This is a genomic window from Kitasatospora sp. NPDC058492, from assembly GCF_042720685.1.
Taxonomy (GTDB): Bacteria; Actinomycetota; Actinomycetes; order Streptomycetales; family Streptomycetaceae; genus Kitasatospora.
On record NZ_JBHXMU010000006.1, the window covers coordinates 68,348 to 87,580 of the forward strand.

Consider the following 19,233-nt stretch of genomic DNA (forward strand, 5'->3'; position numbering starts at 1 on the left):
GTCCGGTGAACCCGAGAGAGCGACGCGCGGCACGCCACCAGCCGCCGAACCCCGACGCCGAGACCGACCCCAGGCCGCGGCGCCGCAAGGCCCCCATCACCGTGGACCAGGTCATCGACACCGCGCTGGACGTCATCGCCACCGAGGGCTACGAGGCACTGACCATGCGCCGCCTCGCCGGCGCCCTCGACACCGGACCCGCCTCGCTCTACGCCCACGTCGTCAACAAGGCCGACCTCGACGAGCTGCTCATCGGACGGCTGTGCGCCGCGCTCGCCCTGCCCGAGCCCGACCCCACGGCCTGGCGGGACCAGATCCGCGGCGTCTGCACCCAGATCCGCGACCAGTACCTGGACTACCCCGGGATCTCCCGCGCCGCGCTCGCCATGGCCCCCACCGACCTCGAAACCATGCGCGTCAGCGAAGGGATGCTGGCGATCCTGCTCGCCGGCGGCGTCGCCCCACAGGCCGCCGCCTGGGCCGTCGACGCGCTCCTGCTGTACGTGGCCGCCTACTGCCTCGAAGTCTCGATCGTGCGCCAGCGAGCGGCACACGACGACGACGCGTGGGTCCTCGACCGCGACGAACTACTGCGCCGCCTCACCGCCCTGCCCGCCGCGGCCTTCCCCCACACCACCCGCCACGCCGCCGAAATCACCGCCGGCACGGGCCACGACCGCTTCGACTTCACCGTCTCCCTGATGATCGACGGCCTCGCCCGCCGCTAGGGCGCGTCTTCAAACTCCCGCCTGCGCGCCGGCGTTGGGGCACGCACCTCGCCGCGTTGTCGTCAGTCGCCGATGCTCCGCATGGACTCCCTCCTCCGCCTTGCGATGCACGCACCCCAACGCCGCCACGCCCGCCCTCCGGGCGGACGACGGGAGTTTGAAGACACGCCCTAGGCCCTTTCCGGCGGATCACGTGACGGCCTCGTTCTTGGATGATTATTGCTTGTGGGGCGGGGCGATCTGGCAAGCGAGGAGTGGGCGGTTGGGGCCGCAGCTGCCGAAGTCCGGTTGCCGCGGAGGGCGCTGGATCGATCACCGGAAGGTGATCAACGGGATCCTTTTCCGAATACGCACAGGCGTCCCGTGGCGGGACCTGCCCTCGCGGTTCGGGAACTGGAAAACCGTCTACGAGCGCCACCGCCGTTGGTCAGCGGACGGCACGTGGGAAGCCCTCTACCAGGCCGTCCTGACCGACGCCGACGCTCAGGGGCGAATCGACTGGAGCATGGTCGGCGTGGACTCCACCTCGTGTCGTGCCCACCAGCACGCTGCCGGAGCACCGCGCAGGCCGCCACGGCTCCCCAAGCGAAGATCGACGCCCCGGCAGCACCGTCCCGACGAAGGACTCGGACGCTCCAGAGGCGGTTTGACCTGCAAGCTCCGCCTTGCCGGGGAGGGCGGCCTTCGCCCACTGGCCCTGCTGATCACACCGGGCCAGTGGGGCGACAGCCCGCAGCTGATCCCCGTGCTGGAGCGCATCCGGGTCAAGCGCACCGGCGGTGGCCATCCGCGCACACGGCCCGACCACCTCGGTGGCGACAAGGCCTACAGCTCCCGCCGTAACCGCCGCTACCTGCGCAGACGCCAGATCAAGCACACCATCCCCGAACCGAAGGACCAGCGGGCCAACCGCCGGCGCCGCGGCAGTAGAGGAGGCCGACCCACGGGCTTCGACAAGCAGATGTACAAGCGCCGCAACGAAGTCGAGCGCACGATCAACCGCCTCAAGAGCTTCCGGGCCGTGGCGACGCGCCATGACAAGCGGGCCTACGTCTTCCACGGAACCGTCACCGTAGCGGCGATCAGGCTGTGGCTGCGCCCCTGACCGCGTCTCAGTGCGCGGGCTCGGCCAGGAGCAGCGCGTTGAGGGTGGCGTAGTCGAATCCGCCCTCCAGTGTGGTCGTCGTGCCATTCTCCAGCAGTTCGCGGGCAGCCCGGCGGACCAGCCCGTACGCCGCCTCGGCGATGGAGGATCCAGCACTGATGCGGGCGGCTCCCGCCTCGGCGAGCTCGGAGACCGGGAGTGCGCCGGGGCCGGCCAGGACGTTCACCGGCAGGGGTTGAGAGCCCACGAGCGCCCTGACCGTCTCGGCGTCCGGCGTGCCGAGGACGAAGATGCCGTCCGCGCCGGCTGCCGCGTAGGCGCGGGCGCGGGTGAGCGTCTCGTCCAGCCAGGCCGTGTGGTCACCTGGCGGCAGGCGGTGCGTGTCGATGCGGGCGTTGATGAACAGCGGGATGCCGGTCTCGTCCGCGGCCCTGCGGGCGGCTGCGATCCGCTCAGCCTGCTCGTCGACGGGGCGCAGGGTGTCCTCGAGGTTGATCCCCACGGCTCCGGCCGCGAGGACGCCTCGGACAGTCTCGGCCACGCCGTCAGGGCCGGTCGCATAGCCGCGTTCGATGTCGGCGGTGACCGGTACGTCAACAGCGGCCGTGATCCGGGCGATCGCGCCGAGCGCCTGGTCGCGGGTCATGTGATCGCCGTCGCCGCGGCCGAGTGACCAGGCGACCCCGGCACTGGTGGTCGCGATCGCAACAGCACCTGCGTCCGCCACCACACAAGCGGAAGCACCGTCCCACGCATTGGGCAGGACCAGCGGCGTGCCAGGTACATGCAGGGAACGGAACCTCTGTGCCACATCAAGAAGCGTTGCCATAAGCAACATTGCATCACGAGAGCCAGATGGACGATCAAGGCCCACACCCCGTCGACGCCATGATCCGCCGGACAGGGCCTAGAGCTCTCTGTCCGACTCCGTTCACACGGCTCCGCCCGCCGCCCCGGCCCGAGAACGAGGGCCGGAACGACGGGCGGAGCGACGCGCGGGTGCGGTCAGGCCTGGGCGTTGCCCGGCTGGCGGCCGGGGGCGTCGGCGGCGGCGCGCTTGAGGACGGCGGTGTTCGCGATGACGGTGCCGGGCTTGACCCCGGAGACCTCGGTGACCTGGACGCTGCGCTCGCCCAGGAAGGTGTAGGAGCTGCGGTCGAAGATGATCTCGTCGCGGGAACCGGTGGCGGTGTTGGTACGGGCGATCGCGATGCCGGTGCGCCCGGCGGCGTCGGTGGCGCTGTCGACGAGGACGACACCGGGGATGCGGGCCGCAGCCTGGTAGAGCGCAGCGGCGAGCTCGCCGGGGACGGCCTGCTCGCGGATCAGGTCGCCGATGGTGACGAACGCCTGCTGGTCCGGCCCGCTGCCGCTTCCCTTGGTCTCGGTGTAGATCTTCTGCAGCAGTTCCTGCGGGTCGGTGGGCAGGGTGCGCAGGTAGTCGTAGGAGGGTGCGTTCAGGTGGTTGCCGCTGTCCGCCGAGAGTGCCGCGCCGCCTTCCGGGGACTTGCCCTCTTCGGTGAGCCAGCCCGTGCGGCCGTCGGCCGAGTGCCAGATCTGCCGCTGGTGGGGCTTCTCGACCCACACCTTCGACGTGCCGCTGCTGAGGTCGACGGAGCCCGCGAGGTGGGAGACGGTGCTCTCGATGTAGACGTACTGCCCCGGGCGCAGGACGACGTCCGGCGCGGCCTTGGCGGCCAGCGAGATCCGCTCCACCGCGCCGGCCAGGCCTGCGGTGTCGCCCGCCGAGACCTGGATGACGGGCGCGGCGATGCGCTCACTGCCCGCGGGGGTTGCTCCCGGGCTGCCGAGCGTGGTGGCCGCCACGGTGGCGGCGAGGGCGAGGGCCGCCACCGTGGTGGGTACGGCGATCAGCAGCCGCCGACGCTTCCTGGCCTCGGGGCGGACCGGCACTGCGGCTTCGGTGGTACGGGTGATCTCGTTCATCAGGAACTCCTCGATCTGGCGCTGCCGGCCGAGCGGGACGGCAGGTGCTCCGGCCGCCGGCAGCAGGTGCCTCAGCTCCGTGTCATCGAGCGGCTGCCGCCGCTGCGGGATGCTGGTCATCTGCTTCACTCCTTGTTCGACCGGGCCGGAACCATCCGGCCACCCTGTACTTGTCCGGCTGCCCGCAGGGGTTCCCGGCGAGTTTTCGAGGCCTGCCGCAGTTCCTTGTCGGCCAGGGCACGCAGCCGGGTCCGGGCCCTGGAGAGCCTGGAGCGCACGGTGCCGACCGGGATGCCGAGGGCCTCGGCGGCCTCGGGGTAGCTGAGGTCCGCCCACACGCACAGCGAGAACACCTCGCGCTCCCCACGACGCAGTTTCTCCAACGCCGTCTTGGCGGCCAGCAGCTGATCGCGGTCGGCGATCCGACCGACCAGCTCGTCGGCGAAGTCCGGGGCGGGTTCGGCGAGCGGCATGCGGGCGAGGGCGGCCGCGTGCCGACGGGCGGCTCTGGCCCGGTTGCGCAGCACGTTGACGGTGATGCCCATCAACCACGGGCGCGGAGTGACCCCTTCGTCGCGGAGCTTGTCCCGCAGGCGCCAGGCCTCCAGGAAGACCACCGCCATGACGTCCTCGGCACCGGCGCGATCCCCGCTCACCCGGACCGCGTGTGCCAGAACCGCGCGCGAGTGCTCCTGGAACAACTGCCGGAAGGCGTCCGGGTCCCCGGCTCTGATCCGTTCGTGCAGCGAATAGTCCACACCTCTGGTTGTCCTGCCACCACGAAGCAGTTCCAGTGAGCTGCGTCACAGGTGTGCCGGCGACCGGCGGGTGCCTTTCGCGCTGACGACGGGTCCTCCGCGCAGGTGCCGACTTGAGCGGCGGCACCTGCGCGGCGGCACCTGAGGCGCTCGGCCCGGTAGCGAGCGGCTGCCCACCGGGCCGTCCCCCGAACGCCACGAGGTGTTCCGGCGAACCCCCCGATGCCGAGAACTCTGCAGCGGCGGCGCATTGTCCGAAAGAGCCCTCTGGGCAGGACATTCAAGTCGGACAACGATGTGAGGGGGCGGGAGAGGCCTGCCAGGGGTGGTGAACGTGGACACGCGGCCGAACGGGACACGGCGCAAGGCCCGGCTGGGCAGACCGGAGCGGTTCGTGGATCCGCAGGCCGGTCCGGTGGAGCGGCTCGCCTGGGAGCTGCGCCAGTTGCGGGACCGGTCGGGCGCACCGAGCTACCGCGTGCTGGCGAAGGAGTCGCACTACTCCGCCAGCACGCTGGCGGAGGCGGCGAAGGGTGAGCGCCTGCCGTCGCTGGCCGTGGTGCTCGCCTACGCGCGGGTGTGCGGCGGGGAGCAGGCGGAGTGGGAGGCCCGCTGGCAGGCGGCGTCCCGGGCCGTCCAAGGGCCGTCCGCCACGGCGCAGGACGGCGGTACGGACCGTGCGGACGGGGGCGGCCCCGCTCTCAGCCCGTACCTGGGACTGGCCGCGTTCGGCACGGGGGACGCCGACATCTTCTTCGGCCGGTCGGAACTGGTGAGCCACCTGGTCCGGCACGTGGGTGAGCACCGGCTGACGGCAGTCGTCGGCGCCTCCGGCAGCGGCAAGTCCTCGCTGCTGCGGGCGGGGCTGCTTCCCCGGCTCGACGAGGCCTGGCACACCGCGCCGCTGGTTCCCGGCGACCGCCCGCTGCGGGCGCTGGCCCTGGCGGTCTGCGCGCTGACGGGCGGTGACGCGGAGGCGCTGTCCCGCGCGCTGGCCGACGAGCCCGCGGCCCTGGGGATCGCGCTGGACACCTGGCTGGTCACGCAGCCCGCCGACCGGCGCGTCGTCCTCGTCGTCGACCAGTTCGAGGAGCTCTTCACCACCTGCGCGGACGCCGGGGAGCGGGAGGCGGCCCTGGCCTGCCTGGCCTGGACGGCCGGCGAGCGCACAACTGGCGACGGGGCCGCCGGCGCAGCCGAGGCCCGGGTACGGGTCGTCATCAGCGTGCGCGCCGACTTCTACGACCGCTGCCTCGCCCACCCCGCCTTGGCCGCCGCCCTCCGCTCCGGCGCCCAGCTGCCGGTCGGCGCACCCACCCGGGCCGAGCTGCGGGACATCGTCGTCGAACCCGCGGCCCGAGCGGGCGTCGTGGTGGACCCCGACCTGCTGGAGGCCGTCCTCGCGGAGGCCACCGGCCAGCCCGGCGCCTTGCCGCTGGTGGCCCACGCGATGCGCGAGACCTGGACCAGGCGCCGCGGGGCCGTCCTGCGGCTGGCCGACTACCGGGCCACCGGCGGCATGCGGGGAGCCATCACCCAGACCGCCGAGGCCATGTACGCCGGTCTCCCGCCGGGCCACCAGGAGGCCATGCGGCTGCTGTTCCTCCGGCTCACCGCCCCGGGCGAGGGCACCGAGGACACCCGCCGCCGCCTGGCCCGGGAGGAACTCGACGGCCTCGCCGACGCCGCGACCGTCGACGACCTCCTGCACCGGCTCGCCGCCGCCCGCCTGATCGTCCTGGCCGACGGCACCGTCGACGTCGCCCACGAAGCGGTCATCCGCGCCTGGCCGCGGCTGCGCCACTGGCTCGACGTCGATCGCGAGGCCCTGCGGACGCACCGCCGGCTCACCCAGGCCGCCCTGACCTGGCACGAACTCCGCCGCGACCCGGGCGCGTTGTACCGGGGAGCGCAGCTCGCCACCGCCCGGGGCTGGTCCCGTACCGGCGGCGCGGCGCTCAATCGGCTGGAGTCCGCCTTCCTGGACGCCAGCACCGCGGCGGACGACCAGCGTGGCCGCCGCCGGCGCCGGACGGTCGTGGCGCTGGCCGTCCTGACCGTGCTCTCCCTGGTGCTGGCGGTGACCGCGTTCGTCCAGGGGGCGCAGTCCGACGCGCAGCGCCGCATCGCGGTCTCCCGCGAACGGGCCGCCCAGTCCAGGCAACTCCTCGAAACGCAGCCCGAGGCCGCGGCGCTGGTCGCGTTGGAGGGCTACCGGGCGGCCCACAGCACCGAGGCCCGCAGCAGCCTGCTGAGCGCCTACGCCGCGTACTCCTCCAACCAGTTCACCGGTCACACCGGCGCCGTGACGGCGGTGGCGTACGCGCCCGACGGCCGGACCCTGGCCACCGGCAGCGCCGACCACACCGTGAAACTGTGGGACACCACCACCCACCGCCTGCTCGCCACCCTGACCGGCCACACCGGCATCGTCAACACGGTCGCCTTCAGCCCCGACGGCCGCACCCTGGCCAGCGCCGGCACCGACCGCACCGTACGGCTGTGGGACGTCGCCTCCGGCCGCACGACGGGCATCCTCACCGGCCACACCGGCGTCGTCTCCTCGGCGGCGTTCTCGCCCGACGGCCGCACCCTGGCCACCGCCGGGTACGACCAGACCGCCCGGCTGTGGGACGTGGCGTCCCAGCGCGCCCTCACCACGCTCACCGGTCACACCGGTGCCGTACGAGCGGTGGCGTACGCGCCCGACGGCCGCACCCTGGCCACCGGCAGCGCCGACCACACCGTGAAACTGTGGGACACCACCACCCACCGCCTGCTCGCCACCCTGACCGGCCACACCGGCACCGTCGGCACGGTCGCCTTCAGCCCCGACGGCCGCACCCTGGCCAGCGCCGGCGCCGACCGCACCGTACGGCTGTGGGACCTGGCATCGCACGACACCACGACCATCCTCAACGGGCACACCCAGGAGGTGAGCCAGGCCGCGTTCACCGCCGACGGCCGCACCCTGACCACGATCGGCCAGGACAACACGGTCGCCCTGTGGGACGTGGCCGAGCGCCGGCTGACCGCCACCCTCCACGAGACCAACACGTCCGCCCCCGCGCTGGCGCTCTCCCCCGACGGCAACGAGCTGGCCACCACCGCCACCGATCACATCGTCCACACGTGGGACCTCAAGACCCGCCGGATCGCCGCCACCTTCAGCGCGACGAACGACCTGGAGGCCGTCGCGACCGTCGCCGCCTACGCCCCCGACGGCCGGACACTCGCCATCGGCCACACCGACGGCTCCGTCACCTTGTGGACCACCACCCCGCCCCGCCCCCTCGTGACCTTCCCGGCGCACAGCCAGGACATCATGCACCTGGCGTTCTCCCCGGACGGCCTCCTGCTGGCCACCGCGAGCTCCGACCGCACGGCGCGGCTGTGGGACGCCGCGTCAGGCCGCCCGGTGGCCACGCTCGAAGGCCACACCGACCAGGTGTCGGGCGTCGCCTTCTCCCCCGACGGCCGCACCCTGGCCACCAGCAGCCTCGACACGACCGTCCGCCTGTGGGACGTGGCGACCCACCAGACGACAGCGGTCCTCCAGGGGCACACCAGCCTGGTCTCCAAGGCCGTCTTCGCCCCCGACGGCCGCACGCTGGCCACCGCCGGATACGACGGGACGGTGCGCCTGTGGGACGTGGCCACGCACCGCACCCTCGCCGTACTGTCCGAGAACACCAACGCCATCGCGTCCCTGGCCTACTCCCCCGACGGCCGCACCCTGGCCACCGGCAGCTCCGACGCCACCGTGCGCCTGTGGGACGTGGCGCAGCGCCGGGCGGTCGCCGCCCTCACCGGCCACATCAACACCGTCTTCTCCGTCACCTTCAGCTCCGACGGCCGCACGCTGGCCAGCACGGACGCCAGCGGCACGGTGTGCCTGTGGGACGTGGCATCACAGCAGGTCAAGGCACTGCTCGTCGGTCACACCAGAGCCGTGCACACGGCCGCCTTCAGCCCCGACCAGAGCACGCTCCTCACCGCCGCCGGCGACGGAGCACGGCTGTGGCCCACGGACGCCGACCGGACCGCCGACCGCATCTGCGACCTGAGCCGGACCAACCACTGGCCCGGATCCCTCTCCGGCACCACCACGGGCGAGGCCTGCCGGTGAGCGGACTCACGGCGGTATCACGACCTGGTGGCCGCACGCTTGCGCCCCCGCTACCCGGACGGCTGGTGGAGCGAGCGGTAGTCGACCTTGCCGTTCCCGTTCCGGGGGAGGCCCGGCAGCCGCACCCAGCGCCGAGGGAGCATCGGATTCGGCAGGCTCGACCGCAGCGATGCGAACAGGTCGTCCTGAAGCGTCCCCGGCTCCGCCGCGTAGTAGGCGACGAGCCGTGCCTCGCCTCCGGCGCCCTCTGCGACCACCGCGCACTCCGTCACACCGGGTATTCCGGAGACGGCGGCCTCCACCTCGTCCAGCTCGACGCGGACGCCGGCGAGCTTGACCTGCCGGTCGGCGCGCCCGGTGCAGTGGACCAGCCCATCGGCGAAGTAGGCCGTGTCCCCCGTGCGGTAGAGCCTGCCGGTGGGTGAGCGGGGGTCGAACTCGTCGACGAAGAACGATGCACCGGTGAGCTCCGGGTCGTTGACGTAGCCCGCCCCCACAGCGCACCCGCCCACCCACAGCTCTCCTGCTTCGCCGGGCTCTGCCGCCCTCCATCCACCGTCTTCCCTGACCAGCAGATAGAGGGCTATGCCGGGTAGGGGGCCACCGGCCGGAAGCTGCGGCAGGGCCAGGTCCGCCGGCCTCACGTGGTGGAGCGCGACGTCGTCGGAGCACTCGCTCGCCCCGTAGGCGTTGAGGAGGTCGGTCTGCGGAAGCGCTCGTAGGACCGCCGCCGCCAGCCCGGGGTCGAGCCGCTCACCCGTCGAGACGAGGCATCGCAGGTCGGGCAGGGCCGGGCCGGAGCGGCGGGCCGCCTGCGCGTCTCGCACGATCCAGCCGACCACGGTGGGGACCAGCTCCATCACGGTGATCCCCCGGCTCTCGGCGTAGCCCACGAGGCGGCGGGCGAACCGGAGGTCCGCCTCGGGAACCACCACGACGGACCCGCCCACGAGCAGGACGGCGAGCATCTGCCAGACGGAGATGACGTGGACCGGCGGCGCGGTGAAGGCGACCCGGTCCGATGCTGTCAGCCGCAGCGCGCCGACCATCGACCGGAGGTGGTTCATCATCCCGAGCTGCTCCACCACCGCGCCCTTCGGCCGGCCGGTGGTTCCGGAGGTGTGGATGACATAGCGCGCCTCGTCGTCCGGCGGTTCGGTCGACAGCGCGAACGACGGCGCGAACAATGGCGCCTCGGCTGTGGACCCCGGTGGCGTCAGCACCGCGATGGAGGCCTCGGCCGCCGCCGCGCGGAGCGGGCTCCCGGCCGCCCCCGACAGGGCGTCGAGCAGGAACAGGCATCGGGGCCGGGCGTTCTCCAGCACCTCCGCCAGCCGGGCCTCGGGCCACCCGGGATCGATCGGCACGTACGTCGCGCCCAGGCTCTCGACGGCCAGGAACACGGCGACGGTGTCCGCGCCCCGGGGGCCGGCGACGGCGATCCGGTCGGCGGAGCCGCACCCTTCGCCGAGGAGGGCTGCACGGATCTGACGGACCCGGACGCACAGGTGGTGGTAGGTGATCTCCTCCGAATCCGCCACCACGGCGACGCGGCACGCGTCCTCGGCCGCCAGCTCACTGACGCGGGCCCAGACGGTCCCCGTTTCCCCGCCCCGGCCCGCGCGCTCGGTCCCCCTCAGAGCACGGCGGACCGCCGACGGCGCCTCGTCGGCGAGCATCGGCAGCCGGTGCAGTCCGGCGCTTCGAGACCGGCATGCTGGGACGCCGGTGTCGACGGGGTGCTCCATGGATGTCCTCCTCCGTTCAACGCGGGTGCGGCGCGGGCCGGGAGCGACCGGCGACCGGCTGTCGTGTCATGTCCTTGGTCCAGGGCCAGGGCGCGTCCGGTGGATCCCTGCGGGTCCGGTGGATTTCTGCGCGTCCGGTGGATTTCTGCGGGTCCGCCACGATCCACCGGACCCGCCCTACCGGGGAAGGTCCGCGCCCGGCTGGGCGAACTGCGCCCGGTACAGACGGGCGTACGCGCCACCGGCGGCGAGCAGCTCCGGGTGCCGTCCCTGTTCCACGATCGAGCCGTTCTGCAGGACGAGAATGGCGTCCGCGTCGCGCACCGTGGACAGTCGGTGGGCGATCACGAAGCAGGTGCGCCCCTCGCTCAGCCGCGCCATGGCCCGTCGGACCAGCAGCTCGGTCCGCGTGTCCACCGCGCTCGTGGCCTCGTCGAGCACCAGGATCGCCGGGTCGGCCAGGAACGCCCGGGCGATGGTGATCAACTGGCTTTCCCCCGCGCTGATCCCGGCGTTCTCGCCGTCGAGTACGGTGTCGTACCCGTCCGGCAGCGTGCGGATGAAGTGGTCCGCGTGGGCGGACCTGGCAGCCAGCTCTATCTGCTCCCGGGTGGCGCCCTCCCGGCCGTACCCGATGTTGTCCGCGATCGATCCTTCGAAGAGCCAGGTGTCCTGGAGCACCGCGCCGATGTGACGCCGCAGAGTGGCGCGCTGCAGCTCCCTGAGGTCGACTCCGTTGAGCGTGATCCGCCCTCCGGTGACGTCGTAGAAGCGCAGCAGCAGGTTGACCAGGGTCGTCTTGCCGGCGCCCGTGGGCCCGACCACGGCGATCGTCCTCCCGGGCTCGACCGTCAGCGAGAAGTCCTCGATCAGCGGGCTCTTCGGCTCGTACCTGAAGCCGACCGACTCGAAGCGGATCAGACCCCGACCCACGACATGCCCTCGTTCGACGGCGTCCGGCGTCTCCTCGACGGCGTCCAGCAGCTCGAAGACCCGGCCGGCCGAGACGACGCCCGACTGCACCACCCCGGCGAGACTGGTCACCTGGGTCAGTGGTCCGCTGAGCTGCCGCGTGTACTGGATGAACGCCTGGACGTCGCCGATCGACATCGTTCCGGAGATCACCCGCAGGCAGCCGACCACGGCGACCACGACATGGCCCAGGTTGTTGACGAAGGTCATCACCGGCTGGCTGCTTCCGCTGAACAGCTGTGCCTGGTAGGCGGATCTGAACACGGCCTCGTTGTGCTCCCGGAAGACTGCCGCCGATCGCTCGCCCTGGTCGAACGCCTTGACCAGGGTGTGGCTGGCGTACATCTCCTCGACGTGGGCGTTCAACCGGCCCATCGCGTTCCACTGCTCGGTGAGGCGGGGTTGCGCCCGTCGGCCGAGCAGCGCGGTGGCCGTCATCGCCGCGGGCACCACCGTGAGGGCGATCACCGCGAGCAGTGGGGACAGCCGGAGCATCACCACCACCAGGCCCAGGATCAACAGCACCGAATTGGTCAGCTGGCTGAGGGTCTGCTGCAGGGTCTGGACGATGTTGTCGACGTCGTGCGTGATCCGGCTGAGGACCTCGCCGCGCCGATGCGTGTCGAAGTAGGCGAGCGGAAGCCGGGCCAACTTCGCCTCGGCGTCCGAACGGAGCCGGTAGGCGGAACGCTGGATGGCCTTGGTCGCCTGTCGGCCCTGCAGTACCCAGCAGAGCCCGGAGAGGCCGTACACACCGAGTGCGAGCGAGAGGACCACGGCCACGGGGGCGAGGCCGCCGCCCTGCCCCGGGCCGGAGCCCGACGGCCGCGGCGCCGTTGCCATCGCCACGATCAGGTCGGTGGCGCGCCCCAACAGCAGGGGTCCGGCCACGTTCAGCGTGATGCTCGCGAGCCCGAGGACGAGCATCAGCACGAACGGCCTTTGAAGGCCCACCAGTTCCAGCAACCGACGCGCGGTGGCCAGGAATTCGCCCCGCGGCGGGCCCGTGGGCGTACCCGACGCGGTCCGGGCCCTCTTCGACCGTCCGACGCTCACGTCGTCCGCTCCTCGTCCAGCTGGGATGCGACGATCTCGCGGTACACCGGATTCGAGGCCAGCAACGCGTCGTGAGTCCCGGTACCGACCACCGCCCCGGCATCCAGGACGACGATGCGGTCCGCGTGCCGCACGGTTGCCACCCGCTGTGCCACCACGACGACCGCGGCGCCGGCCGCCTCCACGGCCAGGGCCGCGCGCAGCCGCGCCTCGGTGGTGGAGTCGAGCGCCGAGAACGCGTCGTCGAACAGATAGATCTGCGGACGGTGCACCAGCACCCTGGCGATCGCGAGCCGTTGTCGCTGCCCACCGGAGAAGTTGGTGCCGCCCTGCGCGACCGGTGTGTCGAGGCCCTCGTCCAGCGCCTCGACGAACTCCTTCGCCTGCGCGACCGCGAGTGCGTTCCAGAGCTCCTCGTCCGTGGCGTCGGGCCGTCCGAAGCGCAGATTCGAAGCGATCGAACCGGAGACCAGCGAGGCGTTCTGCGGTACGAGACCGACCGAACGACGCAGCACCGACTGGTCCAGGTCCCGTACGTCCTCGCCCCCCACGCGCACCTGACCGGCCGTCGCGTCGGCGAGTCGCGGCACGAGCCCGAGCAGTGTGCTCTTCCCGCTGCCGGTCGATCCCACGACGGCCGTCGTCTCGCCCGGCGCCGCGGTGAGGTCCACGTCGCGCAGAACGGCCTCCTGGGCGCCCGCGTAGCGGAAGGAGACGCCGCGCAGCTCAAGGTGCCCCGGCCGCGGCTGGGCGTGGAGGGGCTGCCCGGCCGGCCGGACACTGGACTCGGTGGTGAGGACCTCGGCAATGCGTGCGGCGCAGATCTCGGCCCGTGGTACCGCCATGAGCGTGAAGGTGGCAGTGATCACGGCGACCAGGATGAGCGTCAAGTACCCGAGGAAGGCGGTGAGCGCGCCGACCTGGAGGCCGCCGTCCCGGATCCGGTACGCCCCCAGCCAGAGCAGCACCACGCCGAACAGGTTCACCAGCGTCGCCGCCAGTGGAAACATCGAGGACGTCAACAGGCCGGCCCGCACCGAGTGGTGGGTGAGCTCCGCGTTGGCCCGGGTGAACCGCTGCCGCTCGAACTCGTCCCGCGCGAACGCGCGGATCACCCGGATACCGGTGACCTGCTCCCGCAGGACCCGGTTCACCACGTCCATCCCCCGCTGCATGCCGGCGAAGTGCGGCCGCAGTCGGCGCACGACCAGGGCCACGGGCAGACCGAGCAGCGGGACCACGGCGAACAGGGCCGAGGCCATCGGCACGTCCTGTCCGAGAGCGAGCACGACACCGCCGACGGCCGTGATCGGTGCGGCGACGAGGCCGGTCAGTGCCGCCGACACCAGGTTCTGGACCTGCTGGACGTCGTTGGTGGTACGGGTGATGAGCGACGCCGTACCGAAGTTGCCGACCTCACGGGAGGAGAAGCCCTGCACCCGCTGGAAGACCTCCGCCCTGATGTCGCGGCCGACCGCCATCGCGATCCGCGCGCCCAGCCCGACGGCGCCCAACGCGCAGCCGACCTGGAGGAGGGAGACGACGAGCATGAGGCCTCCCCGCCGCAGGACGAAGGCCGGGTCGGCACCGAGCGCGCCGTCGTCGATGATGTCGGCGCTCAGCCTCGGCAGGTAGAGCAGGGCGACCGTCTGCACGAGCTGCAGGGCCATCAGGGACACGAGCTCGCGTCGGTACGGTCGCAAGCCGTTCCGGACGAGGGCGGCCAACGAGCGGGCTCGGGCCCGTCCGCCGGGCACCGGTGGCGGCGTCTCGGCCGGCGGTGGTGGTCGCCTCGCAGCGCGCGTCGTCATCGGCATCCTTGCACCGTCCCGTTCCCGAGCCGCGTCACACCACGGCCCGTGGGCCCGGCACGGTGCTTCGCGCCTTCGGCGTCCGCGACCTCCTGGGGTTGAACAACCGATCCGCGAAGCCCTGTTCCCAGCGGTCGGGCCGGCCGTCCAGTAGGCCGTACGTCTCCAGCAGATCCGGATCGGCCGGCCCGAGCTCCGCGGTCAGCGCCGGCGGAACCCCGTCGGGGAACACCTGCCCGGTGTGGTGCAGCGCGTAGCGGATGCTGTCCGCACAGCCGTACCGCCGGACCCGCGACACCAGGGTTTCCAGCTGTTCGCCGGACAGCCGGTTCAGCAACTGGACGAGATCGAGGAACTTGAGGATCGTCAGGTCCTTGCCGATCTCGATGTACATCAGCGTCGTCGCCTCGACGTGCAGTTGGACGCAGACGTCGATGAACTGGTCCACGGCATCGAGCCTGCGGCTCGCCTCGCCGAAGAGCACGGCGTCGACCGCGCGGGCCAGGATCTCGGCGGGATCGACCACCGCCCCGGAACCGAGCTGGAACACGTTGAAGCACGGATCCAGCACGAACACCTCGACGTCGTCACGTTGGGCCGGCTTGAGGTAGGGAAGCGTCGAATTGGCCAGGCTGACCTTCCACACCATCTGCGTCCGCCGGTCGAAGGGCACCACCAGCTCGGCGTTGCCCGAGAGATGACCCTGCCGGTAGCCCAGCCCTTCGACGACCGAGGTGAACTCCGGCAGCGAGTCCCTGCTCAGCAGCACGTCGAGATCGCCCATCCGGCGCAGTCCCACATCGCCGTAGACGCCCTCGGTGAGCACCGGCCCCTTGCGGATCGCGTAGTCGAGACCGCCGGCGTTCAGGCCCCGGATCACCTTGGCGTACTCGTCGGCGAGCGCGTGGTTGCGTCGCCGGTTCCCCTCGTAGGCGTACGCGTAGATCCAGCGGTAAGGAGCCAGGCTGCGCCCGTCCGCGGAGTGGACCAGGCGGTACGTCAGGAGATTGCGCCCGATGAGCGGCAGGACCCCGTGCCGGCACGCCTGGTCGACCAGCAGCCCCCAGTCGAGGTCCTGGCCGTTGGCCGTCAGGAAGCGGAAGATCCGTTGCTGCTGCGCCGGCTCCAGCCGCGGACGGGCGAGCGCCAGCAGCAGCCTCGCCTCCGGGGACAGGTCTTCCAGGCAACCATGCGTCAGGGAGTCGTCGATCGAGCTGTCGGTCACTGCTCTCCTCCGTGCGTGTCCGGGTTGGTTCGACCACCCGCGACGGCGCGGTCGGATGCCTCGCTGATCTCGTCCCGGTAGCGCTCGGCTCGGACGATGACCCTGTGCAGGACCTCGACCACGCGTACCGGATGCAGGCCGTAGCCGGTCTCGCCGGTCACCATGAGCGCGTCGGCCCCGTCGATGACCGCATTGGCGATGTCCGACACCTCGGCCCGGGTGGGCAGGGTGCTCCGGCGCATCGAGTGCAGGAGCTGGGTGGCGACCACGGAGAGCCTGCCCCGGCCGGCGCACTCCGCCACGATCCGCTTCTGCGCCATCGGGACGTCCTCGAACGGGATCTCGACGGCCAGATCTCCGCGCGCCACCATCAGACCGTCGAAGGCCGAGGCCAGTGACGGCAGCGAAGCCAGGGCGTCGGGGTGCTCGACCTTGCCGATGACCAGCTGGTCGGGCGCGATCGCGTGGACCGCCGCGTAGTCGTCGGCGGAGGCGGCGAAGGAGAGCGCCACCAGGTCGACGCCGAGTGCTCGGGCGAACTCCAGGTCGTCGGCGTCCCGTTCGCAGAGCCCGGCGGGGACGGTGGTCGCCCCCGGGATCGTGACGCCGCGGCCCGACGTCACCGGACCGCCCTGGACGACCGTACACCGCAGCTCGGACGCGGATGCCGCCGTCACGGCCAGGACGATCGCACCGTCGTCGATCAGCACCTCGGCGCCAGGGCGGAGCCGCTCCGGCTGCCACGGATGCGTGGTCCAGGTGCGATGGGACGCCGCCTCGACCGGCTTGGCACACAGCGTGACGACCTCGCCCGGTTGCCACTGCGCCTGGCCGTCCGGGAGCGCCCCGAGCCGGTTCTTCCTCCCCTGGAGGTCGGCGAGCAGAAGGACCCGCCGGCCGATGTCGGCCGACACCTCGCGGATGTCGCGCACGGCGGCCGCATGCTGCTCGCGGGTGCCGTTGCCCATGCTCAGACGGACGACGTCCACACCGGCCCGCAGGACGTTCTCCAGGCAGGGCCGCGTCCCGCTGACCGGGCCGAGTGTCGCGATGATGGCGGTCCGCCGCCCGGGAAAGCTGCTCAGCACAGTCGGAGGTCCTTTACGCTGCATCGGTGGTACTCCCGGTGGAAGCCCTCCGGATCCGTCATCGCCACCGGCGTCACCCCGTGGAGGACTCCGGCGGTCGGCAGGTTGTTCACGAAGACGATCCGATCGGGCCCCAGCGCCCCGACGGTCGTTCCGCACTCGGCCAACGCCGACTCGCAGTGGTCGGCCCGCAGCACGGGCTTGCGGCCGTCGGTGAGTTCGTCGGACCACTCGAAGACCTCGTCGAAGCGCAGCGAACGCTGACGCAGGTACGGACGCATGTCGATGAGTTGCAGCTCACCACCGGTGAAACCGGTGACCGGACCGTACAGGTGCGAGAAGAGCAGCGCATCGCAGTCGGTGTGGAAGCGCTTGAAGCTCCAGCTGGTGCCGTAGAGCTCGATCGGGATGGCACCGTCCGAGATGGTACCGACCTTGATCCGGAAGTCGCTCTCCTCGCCTCCGCGGGCGGTTCGGCGCCGGAACACCTCCCACACCGCTCGGAAGAGCGCTTGGTGATAGGTCCGCGCCTGTTCCAGCGTGAAGTGGCGCGGGACACCGCTCACCAGGGCGGCCCCCGGACCGGCCGGGTCGCCGCTCCTGGACAGCAGGTCCACGATCGCGGACGCGAGTTCCGCGCCGACCGCCTCCGGGTGGACCGGAGCGGGGAGGTCCTCGCCCAGGACGATCTCCCATCCCGCGAACGGCGTCCGGCGCTCCAGCGGCGGCTGGTCGGGCGGTTGGTCGGGCGGTTGGTCCGCCAGCGAACTCAGCGCGGATCTGCGCAGGGCCATCATGTCGGTACCCGAGCCCATCGGTCAGTCCTCCAGACCATCGGTCAGATCATCGGTCGAGTCGGGCACGTCGGCGTCCACGGCGTCCACGGCGTCCATGGCGTCCATGGCGTCCATGGCGTCCAGCGATTCCCACAGCGCGGCACGGACCTCGTCCGACGGGCGCGTTCCATCGACCTCGCGCAGGAGCGATCGCTCGGCGAAATAGGCGCGCAGATCGCCGATGATGCGGTGGTAGTCGGCCAGACGCCGTTCGAAACTGGCTGCGGCATCGTCTCGGCGACGCATCACGCCGCCGCCGCAACCAGGGCAGGCGGGGGCGTCCGGGGCGTCCGTCGTCGCTCCGCACTCCACACAGAGACGGCGGTTCGCCACCCGGGTGCGTGCCGTGCCGTCCGGCACGGTCACGACGGCGAATCCGGTCACCCGCACGTCCCGGTCGGCAGCGGTGCGCAGCAGGTCGTCGCATTGCGGAAGATCGCGGGGGTAGCCCTCCACCGCCACGACCCGCACGGCGGCCGGCAGGTGGTCGAGGAAGTGGGCGAACTCCAGCCGCACGAGCTCGTCGGGGAGCAGTTCCTGACGCAGCAGGGTCTCGCGCATCCGCGTGCCGAGCGGGTGGCCGGCCGCCGCGAGCCGGAGCCCGTAGTCCCGCACGCCGAAGCGGGCCAGATCGGGGTGCCGGTCGTCGAGTGCCATCAGCGCCGTCGACTTTCCGGCGCCCGGCGGTCCGGTGACCAGGACGGCGTTCGGTGGAGTTCCGTTGCGCATGTCAGTCCCGCCCGGTTCCGGGGGGACGCTGCTCGGAGCGTGCCGAGAACAACGCCCAGGCGCGCTCGACCGTCTCGCGATCGGCCGTGACCCTTCCCTCGGCCAGGTGGATCTCCAGTGCGCGCAGGGTCGCGTAGAGCCGCCGGTCGGGTTCGGCCAGAAGGAGCTCGGTCAGGTGGTAGAGCTGGTTGGTGTCGGCGGCCATCCGGAGCGAGTCCGGGAACTCGTCGGCCAGGAGCCTCGCCAGGTCCTGGGGGCCGTTGTCGACCAGGTACACCGTCAGCGGATCGGCGTAGAGGTACTCGATGGCCTGTTCCCAGTCGTCCGTCTGACGGACGTTGGGGCATCGGTGCGGGTCGTTTCCTTCCAGGATGCGAACCCTTCCGTCGTCCTCGATGAGGCACGCCAGCCCCTCCAAGTGGCGGACCTGCGGGCCGTTGTAGGTGCGAGCCGGCACACTCTTGCCCTGCTCGGTCTCGAACCGCCGGCCGAACACCTCGGCCAGGGACTGCTCGGGAAGGCTGACCGGCAACCGGGACAGCTTCCGTTGGTTCATCCGGCCTTCGACGATCAGGTTCTTGAAATAGACGAGGACTGTCCGCCCGTCCGGCAGATGAATCCTCCGCTGGTAGTCGTCCATCTCGGTGAGCTCTCCGCCGAGCGCCGCCGCGAGCTTCTCGGTGGTCGAATCACCGTCGAGAAGAACGGATCTGACGTAGCAGCCGACGTCCCGTAGGCCGTCCTCACCGAGCAGGCGGATGACCCTGGCTGCCGGCTCGACGCCGATCCGCTGGGCGTGGAACCAGTCGAGACTGATGCGGATGGTGAAGTTCGCCCTGGCCAGGTGCGCGGGCCGGGTGCGCCATGCGTCCACCAGGCTGCGCACCCGCCGACCGGTCTCGTCCTCGTCCGCGGCGAAATGCGCGCTGGTGATGAGCTCGATCTCCTCAAGACCAGGTGAGTCGACCTCATGGACGAACCGCTCGCAGAACTCCGGCTCGACCATGGGCTCGCCACCACCGGACAGCACGGCCTTCCACAGTCCCATGCCGTTCATCAGCTTCAGGACCGGAACCGGATCCCGGGCGACGCTGTACCTGC

14 protein-coding genes are annotated in these 19,233 nt (G+C 71.7%); 3 read left to right on the forward strand and 11 right to left on the reverse strand.

Annotation, left to right across the window (positions count from 1 at the left end):
* Positions 1–5: 5 nt before the first annotated feature.
* Entirely contained in the window at positions 6–728 is a 723-nt protein-coding gene (locus ACFWPI_RS06105) for a TetR/AcrR family transcriptional regulator (RefSeq protein ID WP_380368466.1), read from the forward strand.
* 225 nt (positions 729–953) lie between these two features.
* Positions 954–1,833, forward strand: a protein-coding gene (locus ACFWPI_RS06110; protein ID WP_380368475.1) for an IS5 family transposase whose coding sequence is annotated in 2 segments (ribosomal slippage) — positions 954–988 and positions 987–1,833 — 882 coding nt in all. Because the reading frame shifts where the segments join, the coding sequence is not laid out codon by codon here.
* 7 nt (positions 1,834–1,840) lie between these two features.
* Here ACFWPI_RS06110 and ACFWPI_RS06115 read toward each other — a convergent pair.
* The 3 genes from ACFWPI_RS06115 to ACFWPI_RS06125 all read right to left on the reverse strand — a co-directional run bounded on the left by ACFWPI_RS06115 (position 1,841) and on the right by ACFWPI_RS06125 (position 4,538).
* A complete protein-coding gene (locus ACFWPI_RS06115) occupies positions 1,841–2,671 on the reverse strand; it encodes an isocitrate lyase/phosphoenolpyruvate mutase family protein (protein WP_380368477.1) in 831 nt (276 codons plus the stop codon).
* Between the two features lie 167 nt (positions 2,672–2,838).
* Positions 2,839–3,900 carry a CU044_5270 family protein gene (locus ACFWPI_RS06120; protein WP_380368479.1) on the reverse strand — a complete coding sequence of 354 codons (1,062 nt, stop codon included), beginning with the start codon at positions 3,898–3,900 and terminating at the stop codon, positions 2,839–2,841.
* Between the two features lie 5 nt (positions 3,901–3,905).
* Positions 3,906–4,538 (reverse strand): RNA polymerase sigma factor, encoded by a 633-nt coding sequence (locus ACFWPI_RS06125; RefSeq protein ID WP_380368481.1) that lies wholly within the window; start codon positions 4,536–4,538, stop codon positions 3,906–3,908.
* 334 nt (positions 4,539–4,872) lie between these two features.
* Here ACFWPI_RS06125 and ACFWPI_RS06130 point away from each other — a divergent pair, with 334 nt between their 5' ends.
* Positions 4,873–8,667 (forward strand): cytochrome D1 domain-containing protein, encoded by a 3,795-nt coding sequence (locus ACFWPI_RS06130; RefSeq protein WP_380368483.1) that lies wholly within the window; start codon positions 4,873–4,875, stop codon positions 8,665–8,667.
* Positions 8,668–8,717: 50 nt separating this feature from the next.
* On the opposite strand, the gene ACFWPI_RS06135 is transcribed toward ACFWPI_RS06130, so the two are convergent.
* The 8 genes from ACFWPI_RS06135 to ACFWPI_RS06170 form a co-directional block, all read right to left on the reverse strand.
* Positions 8,718–10,415, reverse strand: a complete 1,698-nt coding sequence (locus ACFWPI_RS06135) for an amino acid adenylation domain-containing protein (protein ID WP_380368484.1) — start codon at positions 10,413–10,415, stop codon at positions 8,718–8,720.
* A gap of 177 nt (positions 10,416–10,592) precedes the next feature.
* Positions 10,593–12,443 carry an ABC transporter ATP-binding protein gene (locus ACFWPI_RS06140; RefSeq protein ID WP_380368486.1) on the reverse strand — a complete coding sequence of 617 codons (1,851 nt, stop codon included), beginning with the start codon at positions 12,441–12,443 and terminating at the stop codon, positions 10,593–10,595.
* On the reverse strand, positions 12,440–14,113 hold the full coding sequence (locus ACFWPI_RS06145) for an ABC transporter ATP-binding protein (RefSeq protein WP_380368488.1): 1,674 nt from the start codon (positions 14,111–14,113) through the stop codon (positions 12,440–12,442). Before ACFWPI_RS06145 ends, ACFWPI_RS06140 begins: the two co-directional genes overlap by 4 nt.
* A gap of 175 nt (positions 14,114–14,288) precedes the next feature.
* Entirely contained in the window at positions 14,289–15,479 is a 1,191-nt protein-coding gene (locus tag ACFWPI_RS06150; RefSeq protein WP_380368489.1) for a nucleotidyltransferase family protein, read from the reverse strand.
* Positions 15,476–16,567 (reverse strand): pyruvate kinase, encoded by a 1,092-nt coding sequence (pyk, locus tag ACFWPI_RS06155; RefSeq protein WP_063352258.1) that lies wholly within the window; start codon positions 16,565–16,567, stop codon positions 15,476–15,478. Before pyk ends, ACFWPI_RS06150 begins: the two co-directional genes overlap by 4 nt.
* Entirely contained in the window at positions 16,561–17,382 is an 822-nt protein-coding gene (locus ACFWPI_RS06160; protein ID WP_380368492.1) for a hypothetical protein, read from the reverse strand. The genes pyk and ACFWPI_RS06160 overlap by 7 nt, the downstream gene beginning before the upstream one ends.
* A 3-nt stretch (positions 17,383–17,385) precedes the next feature.
* Entirely contained in the window at positions 17,386–18,132 is a 747-nt protein-coding gene (locus ACFWPI_RS06165; RefSeq protein ID WP_380368495.1) for an adenylate kinase family protein, read from the reverse strand.
* 1 nt (position 18,133) lies between these two features.
* The gene (locus ACFWPI_RS06170; protein WP_380424614.1) at positions 18,134–19,180 is read right to left on the reverse strand and encodes a hypothetical protein; all 1,047 of its coding nucleotides are present in this window, start codon (positions 19,178–19,180) and stop codon (positions 18,134–18,136) included.
* Positions 19,181–19,233 lie beyond the last annotated feature (53 nt).